We start from the raw sequence: 13,394 nt of genomic DNA on the forward strand, positions 1-13,394 counted from the left end.
TAGATCAATGCCTGTTCTCCTGCGTCTTTTCGATAGTAGGAGCAACCATGACACAGCTTTCAAGTACTCAAGTACCTTCAGACACTCAACCGTCTTTAAATTCTCAATCTTCAGCCAATGTTGTAACCCCTAGCACACCTATCGTGTTGACCATTGCAGGGTCTGACAGTAGTGGTGGCGCGGGTATTCAAGCGGATATCAAAGCAATGTCTGCTACCGGAAGCTTCGCTTGTTCTGTGATTACCGCCATCACATCGCAGAATACCCAAGGTGTTTCCGCCATTTTTCCAATCCCTTTAGACCATGTGGCAAGCCAATTGGATGCGGTTTTCACCGACTTAAATATCATTGCGGTGAAGGTTGGTATGTTGGCTGACTCCCAAATCATCAAAGTCGTTGCCGAAAAAATAAAACAATACCAGCCTAAACATTTAGTTATCGACCCTGTCATGGTAGCGACTAGCGGTGACTTACTGCTAGAAGATTCTGCAATCAGCACATTAAAACAAGAGCTCATTCCTCTTGCAGACATAATCACCCCTAACCTGCCTGAAGGCGCTACGTTAACGGGAAAAGCAGTCCCTGAAAGTGAATCAGATATGCAGGACATGATTGACGATTTGCGCGCATTAGGTGCTAAGTCAGTCTTACTCAAGGGTGGTCATCTAGAGAAAGATGAAAACAGTAACGACTTGTTTATTCTTCCACATCATTCAGAGTTGATTAGTGCAAAACGAACCTCAACCCAAAATACCCATGGAACAGGCTGCACCCTCTCTTCCGCGATAGCGTCTTTTCTTGCTCAAGGTAATGAACTTACTCAAGCGGTTAATTTGGGTAAGCAGTATATTTCTCACGCCATCGCTCATGCCGATGAATTGCAGATTGGTCATGGTCACGGCCCGGTAAACCACTTCTTTACCGGGCATGCCGATGTCAGTTAATACGGAAAGTATAGAGAATAAGACCTCTGAAGTACGCGTTGGCAACGATACAAATGTGAGTATTGAAATCAGTAATGCCAGTCTGCGCTACCTCGATAACTCGATTGCAACGCTAGCTGATCTCAACTTGCATTTAGCAGCATCAAGTTGGACGGTGTTACTCGGGCGTAGTGGGTGTGGAAAAACGACCGTGCTGCGTTACTTAGCGGGTTTACTCGAAGACCAAGTCGAATGGAAAGGGTCACTTCGTACCTCAGATGATAAAGCGCTTAACGACCGTATCGCCTATATGGCGCAACAAGATTTACTGCTGCCATGGCTCTCGGTTATAGATAATGTCTGTCTGAGTAGTCGTTTTACCTCTTCTCAACCAGGTACCACCTCTAGTGACGAATCCGATTCAAGCAGCAAAGCCAAAGCAAAGAAGCTCTTAAAAGACGTGGGGCTCGCTGATTACACTGACGCTAAATCTGATCAACTATCAGGTGGGATGCGTCAACGTGTCGCTTTGGCTCGAACGCTAATGCAAGACAAGCCCGTAGTATTGATGGATGAGCCCTTCTCGGCACTCGATGCAGTAACAAGACATAAACTGCAAACACTTGCCTGTGAGTTACTAAGAGGAAAGACAGTCGTTCTTATCACCCATGATCCACAAGAAGCGGTTCGCTTGGCTGATAATCTATACGTACTAAAAAGCACCCCTGCTAACGCCCACTCCTTGCCTGTTCCTTCAACAGGCACTCCACGAATATTGGATGGTGAGTGTGCTCAGCTTCAGCAAGCGATCTTGAACCAGTTGGAGCAAGATTATGACTGATCAACGCACCGCCCCCAATCAGCACCTAGAACCTAATCCAACGTTAAATAAGCCAGTGGGTTCTAACGACGCTAATGTAAATGCAACCAACAAAGCACGGGTCACTCACCCAGCTCTGCGCCTCATCATCAGTAGCACCGTGATTTTGGGCCTTTGGCAGCTTGCGGTTATTCTATTTGATCTCCCAAGTTTCATTTTGCCTGCACCTATAGAGGTGTTTCATAAACTTATCGAACGTCATGACGTGTTGCTTAAACATACTTGGGTGACCGCGCAGGAGATCTTACTCGGCTTGTTGCTTGGGCTCTCCATGGGGTTATTTTTTGCCCTTCAAATGCTGATGTTTGAACCACTGAAACGTTGGTTGCTGCCTATTTTAATCGCAAGCCAAGCCATTCCTGTCTTCGCCATTGCTCCAATTCTGATGCTTTGGCTTGGTTACGGCATCGCCTCTAAAGTAGTAATGGCAGCCATCATCATCTTCTTCCCTGTGACGACCTGCTGTTATGACGGCTTGAGAAATACGCCCACAGGATATTTGGACTTGGCGAAAACCATGGGCGCATCTAAATGGCAGTTACTACGTCATATTCAATTACCCGCAGCTCTACCTACTCTTGCCTCAGGCATTCGTGTTGCAGTCGTGATTGCGCCAATTGGTGCGGTTGTAGGTGAGTGGGTGGGTTCAAGTGAAGGTCTAGGCTATCTGATGCTACAAGCTAATGCGCGCATGATCGTCGATGAGATGTTTGCCGCACTGTTTATCTTAGCCGTGCTCTCAATTTCTCTTTACTTCATTACCGATAAGCTATTGAAAAAAGCTATTCCATGGGAGAACAAATAACACCATCTTCCAGTGAAACAGTCCACTTTGAAACGCAGTGGTGGATGAAAATAATCAAACTCAACAAGAACGACAATAACATTCAAAAGGACAGAATAATCGTGAAAAAGACTAAATTAATGGGTGCAATTGCACTGCTTGCTTCTCTCTCTTCAGGCCACGCCTTAGCTGCAGAAAAGAACATGACACTGATGCTAGATTGGTTTGTAAACCCTAACCACGGACCTATCGTTATCGCACACGAACGTGGCTACTTTAAAGACCAAGGCATTGACATTGAGATTCAGGAACCAGCTGACCCAAGCACACCTGCAAAACTTGTTGCCGCTGGTCGTGTTGATCTTGCCGTTACGTATCAACCAAGCTTAACTATGGACGTTGCAGCAGGTCTACCGCTCGTGCGTGCTTCAACGCTGATTGCCACACCCCTTAACACTTTAATGGTGTTGGATAACGGTAAGAACGATTCCCTTGCTGATCTAAAAGGTAAGAAGATTGGCATCGCAATCGCAGGCAATGAAGAGGCGACTATTGGCACCATGCTAGCGCAAGAAAACGTCGCCTTTGAAGATGTTCAAACCATCAATGTTGGCTGGGCACTATCTTCTTCACTCGCTTCTGGCAAAGTGGATGCCATTTGGGGTGGCTTACGCAACTTCGAAACCAATCAACTTGCGCTAGAAGGCTTTAAAGCAAAAGCCTTTTTCCCTGAAGAGCACGGCGTACCAGCGTACGACGAGTTGATCTTCGTTGCTAACGCAGACAAGCACGACGCTGAAGCCATCAAAGCGTTCAACAAGGCGCTAGAGCAAGCTACAACTTACATCGTCAATCACCCTCAAGAGTCTTGGAATGAGTTTGTTGCTTACTCTCCAGACACGCTAAATAACGAGCTAAACAAACGTGCTTGGAATGACACATTAACGCGTTTTGCACTGCGTCCATCTGCGGTTGATCTAAAACGCTATGACGATTACGCCCAGTTCATGTTTGACAAAGGCATCATCAAAACATTGCCAAAAGCTGAAAGCTACGTGCCTGTTTTTAACTAAGCCGGTTTTCAGTATCACCACATATCAGGATAAAACGATGAAATACCAAGATTTGATTCAAGCTTGTGAGCAAGATTGGCACGACTATACTGAGCATGCTTTTGTCACTCAGTTAGCTCACGGTACACTTGCCCAACCTTGTTTCCTTCATTATTTGAAGCAAGACTTTTTGTTCCTAAAGCAATATGCACGTGCTTATGCTCTTGCTATCTACAAGGCAAAAACACTCGCAGATATGCGCCGCGCTTTACCTAGCGTTCATGCTTTATTGGATTCAGAGATCGGTCATCATGTTACCTACTGTGGGCAGTGGGGTTTAACTGAATCTGACCTTGAAAATGAACCCGAAGATTTCGGCACGGTCGCATATACACGTTACGTGTTAGATGCAGGGATGACAGGAGATTTAGTCGACCTCTATGCGGCGCTCGCACCTTGCTCAATTGGTTATGCGGTTATCGGTAAGAGGTTGATAGAAAGCGAAACGACCGTCTTAGAAGGTAACCCATACGCAAGTTGGATTAACCTTTATGGTGGTGAAGAGTTCCAATCAGGTGTCGCTGAAGGTGCTAAGTACTTTAATCAGCTTTTGGCAGAGGTCGACATCAATAGCGAACGAGGCCAAAACCTTATCCATATATTTAAAACGGCGACTCGCATGGAAGTGGCATTTTGGCAACAGGGGTTAAATGCCCAAAGTGATACGTTACCAATTAAAAGATAAACTGGTTAGCCAATAAGGCGGAACTGCTCTGATCGTCATGTGCGGTTACTTGCCAGATACAGCAAACCCAATAACAAAAACGACCAGAATACTCTGGTCGTTTTTGTTTGTATTAAAGATTCAGCTTACTGAACACTAGCATTAAGTAGCATCACTTAACTAACCCGCTGAGATGTAACTTTTAGGAGCTGTATTTAGGTCCAGCAAGTGTCGGATACGGCGACCACTAAAACCAGGACTCATGCCACCAATCTTCTGCCAATCTGCCCAACCAGGCGCACCACTGGATTTATCAACAAACTTATTCTGATCAACCTCACCTGTTAAGTGCGTGTTTTCACCCACTAGAAAGACATGATCGGTTCGGTTAACTTCAATCGCATTGACTGGACCATCTAAACGCCCAGAAAGTCCACTCCCACAGAACGCGGTGATCGCCGCAGATACATTCTGAGCTCGCTCTTTTGTGTCTGCGATCGGGCTAGATGATGCCAGTGATACACTAAAGTAAGGGCTCTTTGACCCACTACCTTCACTTAAAATCTTCATCAACTTAGTCGTATGAGCCACCGCTTCTTTAGTAAAATCACCATCGAGATGGCAAAGAAGTACACTCTTAGATTCGTTCTCTACGATGATTAAACAGTGACACGGGCCTACTCCTGTTGTGAATAAGGCAGAGCGACGAGTATCAGGAAACTTAGTAGGTTGGAAGCAAAAACCGACATAGCCTTGAGGTACGTAAAGGGTTTTCCCAACTTCTTGTAATTTATTGTTAACTTTACAGTTTTGTTCTAACTTAATCATTTGTAAGTCCTTCCTTAGAATATACCTAGCGACATTGATAATTCAGAGTTTGAGCAATTACCAACCAATGTACTAATAACTGACGAGTCTAATGATGATTCCCAGACAAACTGTCTAATCATCATATTTATGTTACTTTCATTATTATTGATAAAAGTAATAAGACAAGATAGTAAAGACAATGAGAGCAAAAATTCCGTCCTGAAAATAGTCCTGTCGATGTGTTCTAGAACACGTTAGGCTAGAAAGAAGCCCCTTAAACACATAACACGCCTCCATGCAGAACACACCTATCCTCTACTCATTACAAAATTGCCCATACGCTATGCGTGCCCGCATTGCTCTGTTTAAATCCCAGCAGCAAGTTTTGATTCGCGCTGTAAAACTCAATAACAAGCCTGTAGAGATGCTAGCCACATCGCCAAAAGGCAGCGTGCCAGTTCTTGTACTTGAAAAGAACATAGCGGCAAACAAAGACATGATTTTAGAGGAGAGCCTAGAGGTTATGCTCTGGGCACTATCGCAAAACGACCCAGATAACCTTCTGCATACCGACGAACCGATTCAATTACCGACGATGGTGACTTTAATTAGTGAATTTGAGCGTGATTTTATTCCTGCGTTCAACGCCTACAGCTGTGCTAAAAGGTACCACGAAGACAACTTAGGTGAGTGCCGAGAAGCCTGTGAAGTTCATATCCAAAATCTAGAAGCTAGGCTAACAGAGCATCGGTATCTTCTCTCTGATAAAGAGAGCCTTCTTGATATTGCGTTGGTTCCGTTTATTCGCAAATTTGCTCGAATCGAAAGACAATGGTACCTGCAAAGTCCATATCCCAAATTACGTCAATGGCTGGATAGCTATTTACAAAGTGCGATGTTTTCTAAGGTGATGGAAAAGCATGAGTTGTGGTTAGAAAATCGAAAAGACATTTACTTTGGTCCGAAGAATAAAAGTAATCGCAGCACCCAATCATAGATTCAAAGGCGGCTATTTAGATTAAGCATTCTAGTAATCTATCGAATTTTCACCATTACAAAAAGCTCACTCCTGATTGTGATCTTGATCCAAATAATACGCACCTAGATATGTGTTAATCGTCATATCAATTGCGGTAGATTAACTACAATTAAATAACATAATGGAATCATAGCTTAGGCCCCCCTAAGACTAGATGTTTAATTTACTTGTTAAGGAATGACATATGAAAAGAATACTATTAGCTCTAATCGCCGTAGCCTTTATTGGTGGTTGCACCTCAGCTTCATACACAAATATAGATAATAAAGATGTAGGTAGTAACCAAGAGAACATGAACCAGAACTCTTTCTTTCCAGATAGCCCTGTGACCGATCAAATGACCCTCATTCACGCTTTTTTCTAATCATTTGAAACAACCTATTCCCGGCTAGAAGACTAATCTTATTAATGCCTTTGGTCGGGTATGTGGTTCACCACCCAAACGAACTAATCTCCCCTTTCCACCATCGCCATAATTTTCACGGCTTTCTCAAAATGGTCGAGTTTGTTCGTGTGTATCCACCACGTTGCCGCTTCCATCAATAGTTCTGGGTCATCGTTTTTGTTAGCAAAAAAAGCATAGAATGAAACGCCAACGCCCTCGCCTTTTTGAGCTATTTTCTTATTGCAAACTTGAATGATTTTTTCTCTTAGTGAGTCTCGCATTCTATCTCTTACTAGTATGTACATGTGTTTGGATAGTAACGACTATTGTCATATGGCACAAGAATGGGCTGTATATAAAAACAGTGGCAAATCATCAGAAATGGCAATGTAGATAGCGATAGCCAGAAAATTTCTTATTCGCCCAAGCTTGAAAGCTGGGGAGTTTCTCACGCCTTTTGAATAAGTTCCGTCGGGTAGAGGCTATGATCTAATTTGCCCAAATGGGCAACAGAACCGAGCTAGGAGTCTGAAGATTATCAAATGGTTACACACAATCACCCTAGGTCATATACGGTAAATGATGTGTTCAACACTCAATAATTCACACATTGGGTAACCTTATGAAACACTCTTATAACGAGAATTTACACACTATTGTCAATTAAAACGATAAGTCGAAATACACTTCCCTTGAGTGACGTGATAATTGATCATCGGAGATACGTGTTGAAGAAAATATTCCTTATGTTGTGTTTAGTAAGCAGTAGTGCTTTTGCTGAGCCACTCAATGTCCTTCTCTACCACCATATTTCAGATGACACAGCCCACACGACTTCAACCAGAGTCGCCGACTTTATCGCTCAACTTGATCACTTTGAAGCACAAGGATACACAGTCGTCGATCTCGAAGAAGCCGTTCAGCAGATTCGCCGAGGAGAAATGCTTGATGAAAAGAGTCTTGCTCTCACCTTTGATGACGGTTTCCTTTCCGTGTGTGAAACAGCCTATCCAGAGCTTAAAAAACGCGGGCTCCCATTTACAGTCTTTATCACCACCGAACCAATAAGCAGAAACTACCCTGACTATTGCTCTTGGAACCAACTGATGGAAATGGCTGATGACGGCGTGACCATCGCTAACCACACCATTAATCATGACCACTTGGTAAAAAAAGCATTAAGTAAATCAGATTGGCTTAAAGCCGTCACCAGAAACATTAGAACGGCTCAGCAAACCATCACTGATCATATTGGTCACGCGCCTAAACTCTTCGCCTACCCTTATGGTGAGTACAATAACGAATTAAAACAGTGGCTAGGTGAACAAGGGTACATCGCCTTTGGGCAACAGTCTGGCTCGATTGGCACAACAAGTGACTGGCAAGCGCTACCACGGTTTAATACCGCAGGTAATTACGCTAGCGTTTCCTCTTTGCGTTATAAGATCAGCGCATCTCCGTTGCCTCTTGATTACGCAAACTTGCCTGATCCCCAAACGACAGACACAACTCCAACACTATCGGTTGAACTACTCCCATCTAATGAAGTTCACTACCCACATTTACAGTGCTTCTTTAAAGGGCAGCCAATTAATGTCGATTGGCAAAACGAGCTCTCATTTACCGTCGAACCACCGAAAGAGCTCCGTCAGGGACGTCATAGAATTAACTGTACCGCGCCACATAGAAACGGGTTTCCCTATTATTGGCTATCACAGCAATGGCAAGTTGAAGCGGAACAGTCGAGTCAATAACAGTGTGGCATCATGACAGCTTAGTCATTTTATAAACACTCAAGGTTCTTCGCATTCTAAAGTCACCAGTTCCTCTGAGCCTTTGCTGACTGTTAAGTTAGCAAATGTCTCAGATATCCAGCCACCTAGTATATATTCCGCTCTTATCGTTCGAGAATTAATAACGTATGAGTATTGACCATTTACAAACGTAATAACCCTCTCTCCACCGCCACTAAAAGTGTAATATTCGATGGTATCTCTAGACTCAATTTCAAGCTCAATTTTAGATTGTGTACCAAAGCGATAGATGTGTCTGTCACCTAAAGTACAAATAGAGACTATTTTATTATTTAAATTACATGAAAACTCATCCACCTCAGTTTCAAAGCATAAATTACTGGCCGAGAATGTCATATTAGATAAACTCATCAACATTAGTACACTGATTTGGATAAAATTAATTTTCATTACATTACACCTAATAAATAGTCTCTAATAATATAACGCTAATAACCGATATTTATTCGGACATTATTACTTAATTAAAAAGTATATTTTAGACCCATATTAGCAGAAGCGGTATTGTATCCAGCAATATTGTGGATTTCATATGTTGTCTGAACTGCAATGTTCTCAGTGAAGTCATAACCTAGACCAAAGCCTAGTAGAGAAGCTGTATCGCTTGCCGTTGTTAATGACGCTGGCATTGGATATGTAGAAGTAAGATCAGCCTCAACCTTGTGGAAACCTAACTTAGCCATTACATGGAAGCCATCACCAAGATAAATTTTCGGCAATATGTTTACACCATAAGAAGACATAGACACTTTAAGGCTGTCAGATAAGATCGTTTCTGTAGTAGAGCCTAGGTTTTTATATTCTACCTCTGCACCTAATACAAAAAAGCTTCCCATTGCAAAGTCGTAACCTGCTGCAACTGCATAGCCGTTATCTACATCATTTGATGCTGCAACGATTGAATCTTGATACATCATTGAATAGGCACCGCTAACATAAGCACCTTCACGAGCAATAGCAGAGCTTGACAAAGATGCGGCAATAATGGCGATCGCTAATACAGTTTTTTTCATTCTAAAGTCTCTCTTTGGTATCCATATAAAATGAGTATTTTCTAAAAATTATAATTAGTAACACTCAATAATATAATTTCGGTTCTACATAGGAATAAACAACAGAAATAATATTATCACCGATTAAACCATTTGTTTGTAAGCCCATGTAAGCCAACGTAAGGGTTCGCCGTATAAATAATTAGTTAGGTTACAATATATCTCATATTAATTATTCGATTATTACCCACAAAATTTGGAATAGAAATTGAAATATACATCCATGACCATACTTTTCAGTTGCTTTGCTTTAACAGCATGTAATGAAGCAACTATTCAGTCTGAGTCGACAAACTCTCATCGCCACACAACAAGTGTTTCTCTTAAGACATCTGTAGATAACTGCTCAACTCGTAATGATGTTCCAAACTGTCATTTTGACAACGGTATATACATCCTAAAGCTTGGCGCGACAGTCACAGACGAACAACAACAGAGGGTCGTAACGCAAATCACAGACTTCATAGACAATAGCCATGATGATGTAAGAGTACTATTGAACAATAAACGATTGGTGATAGGGCTTATTGAAGACGAACCCGACCCTTCTAACCTGTCTTCTATTGATGATTTTATTCTCGCCCTCGCTGATAGTCGAAACGAAGTGAATGGCATGGCGAAGGTCATCGATGGTATTGAACTTGTTTATACCCATCTTGAGGATAAAGATAGTAATAACAATACAATCTACATAGATGAGAGTACCAAATTGGCCGCCTACCAAAAGCTCATTCAACTCTTTGATTATTATGTTGATGAAAACAACAATAGCTCTGCGGGTGCCGCTTTAAAAATTGCTTACAATGAGTTCTTACAAATCCTTGATTCTCAATCAAAGCAAGGCATTTCAGAGTATCTGATTTACAACCAGTGCAACTATGGGAATGGCCAACTACCAAAAAACACATGCTCGATTGATCCTGATGATGACCCGTACGGAACAGGTAACAGAGATCCCATTCATATTTTAGATTCAAACCTCAATATGGGTGCAATCATTGGTATGACTCACGATTACATGAAAGATCCGACCAAAAACAGCGTCGGTGAACTTGAAGGGGCAAACGGCACTGACTTTGAGAATAGTGGCTCTATCGGCACAGGGAATGCCGAGTCGATTAATTGGTCAAACCCTGCATTTAAACCATTGGCTGATTATATTAACACCTGGTTTTTAGCGAATACTAATTAAGTGGTGTTAAAGCGATGGTAACTTAGCCAAAACAAATTACTTTAAATTTAGAGCTTCTTTAATGCAGCCTTTTTCGCGCACTCTTTGATACAGCTAAGTAACCAGCTGTGCAAAGGGTGTTTGCGCGTTTTGTTCGAGATCACGGCGGCAAACTCCCCATTCGGTATCTCTAATTTATCGCTAATACGCCACATCTTATAACCATCTGAAATGTTATTTGCTAAACGTTCAGAGCATGGGAACACAATATCAGTATTGTTAATCGTATCTAAAATGATGTTTAGATGCGCACTTCTCAGTTGGATCTTCGGTGTGATGCCAAACGCTTTCAGCCCTTCTGTGGTTCGATTCTGATGTTCATTCCAATTTGGGATCAATTGCGATGCGACAGGGTAAGTTTTAAAGTCCTCTGGTTCGATACTCATTGATGATAGTGGGTGTTCTTTACGACCGATCACCACAAAGCTATCCATTCCTAGCTTTGCCTGCACTAACTGCTTTGAGAGGTCCAATGGAAAATAGTTAACACCAACATGGATATGTCCATCCATAATCGCATCTGGAGTAGATGACTCCCAGTTGGTCAGGTGAAGCTCGATATTTGGCGCTTGCTTTACAATACGGGTGATGATCTCGGGTGCAAGCCACTGTGCTATAAACCCATTCAAAGCAATCGTGACTTTACCGTGATAAACACTAGGGTCAAATACTTCCCCACCATTCACCGCATCGTAAAGCAGATCCATTGCCATGGGCAGGCGCCCGGCTATTTCTTCCGCTTTAGCCGTTGGTTCGAGCCCGTGTGAGGTTCGAATAAACAGTTCATCATCAAAGTAATCCCTTAAACGGCTCAGGGAGCGACTCACCGCGGGTTGGCTTAAATAGAGCACCTCGGCTGCTTTCTTAGTATTTTTTTGTTCCAACAATGCGCGTAAGACTTTCAGCAAGTTTAGATCTAACTGTTTCATTCATATAACCATGAAAAAGAATATGGTAGGTAATATATCAAAGTAGAAAAGGGAAAAAATAGAGGTCACACAAATACAGAAAAAGGGGTCATCCATAACCCAAAATGAACCTAATATTTATAGAAAATAATGAAATGAAACTTATCTAAACAGCACCAACACCTAAAGCGCGTAGTTAAACTCTAAACGGGTGACGCTTTCGTAGGTATCGTCGTTGTAAGTCCCCACTGACATATTATTGTTATGAAACAAGCGCATATTCAGAACAGGGGTAAACTGGTAACCCAGTGATGCCTCTAAGTCAAACACGTCCGTTTTGCTGCCGTATACACTAGAAGTAAAGGAAGGGTTTACATTTAACCAAACATTCTCAGTAAATTGGTACTTAGTGTATAACAGTGCTGTGGCTGTAATTGCAGGGAAATAGACACCGACTTTATCTCCAGCATCATTACGTTCATTCGCTATCATTGTTCCTAAATAAAGGCTTGGATAAATAGTAAATTGGTCAGTGATAGGAATAGTTTGTAGACCACCAGCAGAAACCTGAGCAACGCCGGTTAAACGGTTATAATTAGCATCAATACTGCTCGCGAAACCCGTGGTTGTATTCAGTTTAAAATACCGACCACGATAGGTATCTCCGCCTTCTTTAGACTCCAATGAGATCATATGGGCTGAACCTTCACCCGAATCCGGTAATTGTATTCCAAATTTGAGGTTATGCCCTTTGGTGCCATAGCCTACCCCCACTGAAGTATACACCGCGGTTGGGTCACTCATATCTGGAGACGATTCATCTGCCATAGCAGGAAGAAGTGCGAGGATAGCAAAGCTACCGATAATCAATGCTGCTGCGGTTGTCTTTTTCATAAAATGTCCTCCGATTTAACGTAGATACATTTTAATTTTCCCTATACTATTTATATAATGAGTTGTTGGTATTCAAGTTATACCAATAACGTATTTCTTTTCAATCAAGCGGTACAACGTATTAATTTAATTATTTAACAATGTTATTAGCCCATATTTCTGAACCAGGTACCCATCAATTTCCATCTTTTTAACTGTTCTAGACACTTTATAGCGGCTTACACTTAAAAATTCAGCCAACTCTTGATGAGTAATTTTAATTTCCGACTGTTCATTCTTTAGAGCTTTTAGACGTTGTAATATACGTTCGGTCAACGGTAGTGTCGTGATGCTGTCAAATTTATGGTACATGATTCTCAAACGAGACATTAGGTTTTTGCAGATAAATCGGTAAAACTGATCAATAGGTGCATTGTCTGAAAGGAACAATGACTCTGGAACATAGAGCACTTTCACATTTGAAAGGACTTGTGCGCTATACGCCATCGGCTGATGATCAACAAAGGTGCCATCGCCATACCAAAAACCTTCATGACACTTTTCTATTTGGACATAACTACCATGCTCATCAATATAGGAGAGTTCAATCTCTCCTGAAATCATCACTGCAATTATTGAAGTGACCTCTCCTTGTTCAAATAAGTACTCGCCTTCCTGATACTCTTTAGGTTTTGCATGTAAATAAAAAAACTGATACACCTCTGGGTATTCATTAGGATCAATATATTGCTTTAATAAGACTTCATAATGTTTAATCGAGTGAGTCAAAATAGAATCCTAACCAGTTGTTGTACTTCGTTATTGTAGGTAAATCTTTTATTGGAAACAAATTGCTTTATCAAACGTAATGCGCTTACCTACAAAAAATAAAGCCAAGTATAAGAACTTGGCTTAAGTG

Annotated in this window: 16 protein-coding genes; 9 read left to right on the forward strand and 7 right to left on the reverse strand. The window is 41.9% G+C overall.

Annotation, left to right across the window (positions count from 1 at the left end; translation table 11 throughout):
* Positions 1-47: 47 nt before the first annotated feature.
* From thiD to tenA, 5 genes are all read left to right on the forward strand, one after another.
* The gene (gene thiD / locus L4C54_RS08315) at positions 48-944 is read left to right on the forward strand and encodes a bifunctional hydroxymethylpyrimidine kinase/phosphomethylpyrimidine kinase (protein WP_428807800.1); all 897 of its coding nucleotides are present in this window, start codon (positions 48-50) and stop codon (positions 942-944) included.
* A complete protein-coding gene (locus tag L4C54_RS08320; RefSeq protein ID WP_428807801.1) occupies positions 934-1,764 on the forward strand; it encodes an ABC transporter ATP-binding protein in 831 nt (276 codons plus the stop codon). Before thiD ends, L4C54_RS08320 begins: the two co-directional genes overlap by 11 nt.
* The gene (locus tag L4C54_RS08325) at positions 1,757-2,608 is read left to right on the forward strand and encodes an ABC transporter permease (protein ID WP_428799667.1); all 852 of its coding nucleotides are present in this window, start codon (positions 1,757-1,759) and stop codon (positions 2,606-2,608) included. Before L4C54_RS08320 ends, L4C54_RS08325 begins: the two co-directional genes overlap by 8 nt.
* Positions 2,609-2,709: 101 nt before the next feature.
* Entirely contained in the window at positions 2,710-3,660 is a 951-nt protein-coding gene (locus L4C54_RS08330) for an ABC transporter substrate-binding protein (RefSeq protein ID WP_428799666.1), read from the forward strand.
* A 37-nt stretch (positions 3,661-3,697) separates the two neighbouring features.
* A complete protein-coding gene (gene tenA, locus L4C54_RS08335; RefSeq protein ID WP_428799665.1) occupies positions 3,698-4,384 on the forward strand; it encodes a thiaminase II in 687 nt (228 codons plus the stop codon).
* 159 nt (positions 4,385-4,543) lie between these two features.
* On the opposite strand, the gene L4C54_RS08340 is transcribed toward tenA, so the two are convergent.
* Positions 4,544-5,191, reverse strand: coding sequence for a hypothetical protein (locus L4C54_RS08340; RefSeq protein WP_428807802.1), 648 nt, complete (start codon positions 5,189-5,191; stop codon positions 4,544-4,546).
* A gap of 277 nt (positions 5,192-5,468) precedes the next feature.
* On the opposite strand from L4C54_RS08340, the gene L4C54_RS08345 reads away from it, so the two are divergent.
* On the forward strand, positions 5,469-6,170 hold the full coding sequence (locus L4C54_RS08345) for a glutathione S-transferase (RefSeq protein WP_428807803.1): 702 nt from the start codon (positions 5,469-5,471) through the stop codon (positions 6,168-6,170).
* A gap of 226 nt (positions 6,171-6,396) precedes the next feature.
* Positions 6,397-6,576: a putative periplasmic lipoprotein gene (locus L4C54_RS08350; RefSeq protein ID WP_428807804.1), complete on the forward strand. Its 180-nt coding sequence runs from the start codon at positions 6,397-6,399 to the stop codon at positions 6,574-6,576.
* Between the two features lie 83 nt (positions 6,577-6,659).
* On the opposite strand, the gene L4C54_RS08355 is transcribed toward L4C54_RS08350, so the two are convergent.
* Positions 6,660-6,878, reverse strand: coding sequence for a DUF6500 family protein (locus tag L4C54_RS08355; RefSeq protein WP_428807805.1), 219 nt, complete (start codon positions 6,876-6,878; stop codon positions 6,660-6,662).
* Positions 6,879-7,325: 447 nt separating this feature from the next.
* On the opposite strand from L4C54_RS08355, the gene L4C54_RS08360 reads away from it, so the two are divergent.
* The gene (locus L4C54_RS08360; RefSeq protein WP_428807806.1) at positions 7,326-8,351 is read left to right on the forward strand and encodes a polysaccharide deacetylase family protein; all 1,026 of its coding nucleotides are present in this window, start codon (positions 7,326-7,328) and stop codon (positions 8,349-8,351) included.
* Positions 8,352-8,390: 39 nt separating this feature from the next.
* Here the strand turns inward: L4C54_RS08360 and L4C54_RS08365 are convergent, their stop codons facing one another.
* Both L4C54_RS08365 and L4C54_RS08370 read right to left on the reverse strand, forming a co-directional pair.
* A complete protein-coding gene (locus tag L4C54_RS08365; RefSeq protein WP_428807807.1) occupies positions 8,391-8,801 on the reverse strand; it encodes a hypothetical protein in 411 nt (136 codons plus the stop codon).
* Between the two features lie 74 nt (positions 8,802-8,875).
* A complete protein-coding gene (locus L4C54_RS08370; RefSeq protein WP_428807808.1) occupies positions 8,876-9,424 on the reverse strand; it encodes an outer membrane beta-barrel protein in 549 nt (182 codons plus the stop codon).
* Between the two features lie 247 nt (positions 9,425-9,671).
* On the opposite strand from L4C54_RS08370, the gene L4C54_RS08375 reads away from it, so the two are divergent.
* A complete protein-coding gene (locus L4C54_RS08375) occupies positions 9,672-10,655 on the forward strand; it encodes a hypothetical protein (protein ID WP_428807809.1) in 984 nt (327 codons plus the stop codon).
* Positions 10,656-10,702: 47 nt separating this feature from the next.
* Here the strand turns inward: L4C54_RS08375 and L4C54_RS08380 are convergent, their stop codons facing one another.
* From L4C54_RS08380 to L4C54_RS08390, 3 genes are all read right to left on the reverse strand, one after another.
* A complete protein-coding gene (locus L4C54_RS08380) occupies positions 10,703-11,623 on the reverse strand; it encodes a LysR family transcriptional regulator (RefSeq protein ID WP_428807810.1) in 921 nt (306 codons plus the stop codon).
* A 162-nt stretch (positions 11,624-11,785) separates the two neighbouring features.
* Positions 11,786-12,496 (reverse strand): hypothetical protein, encoded by a 711-nt coding sequence (locus L4C54_RS08385; protein ID WP_428807811.1) that lies wholly within the window; start codon positions 12,494-12,496, stop codon positions 11,786-11,788.
* A 126-nt stretch (positions 12,497-12,622) separates the two neighbouring features.
* Positions 12,623-13,264 carry a Crp/Fnr family transcriptional regulator gene (locus L4C54_RS08390; protein ID WP_428807812.1) on the reverse strand — a complete coding sequence of 214 codons (642 nt, stop codon included), beginning with the start codon at positions 13,262-13,264 and terminating at the stop codon, positions 12,623-12,625.
* Positions 13,265-13,394: the final 130 nt, after the last annotated feature.

Origin of the sequence: Vibrio lamellibrachiae, from assembly GCF_050337265.1 — a bacterium.
Taxonomy (GTDB): Bacteria; Pseudomonadota; Gammaproteobacteria; order Enterobacterales; family Vibrionaceae; genus Vibrio; species Vibrio kyushuensis.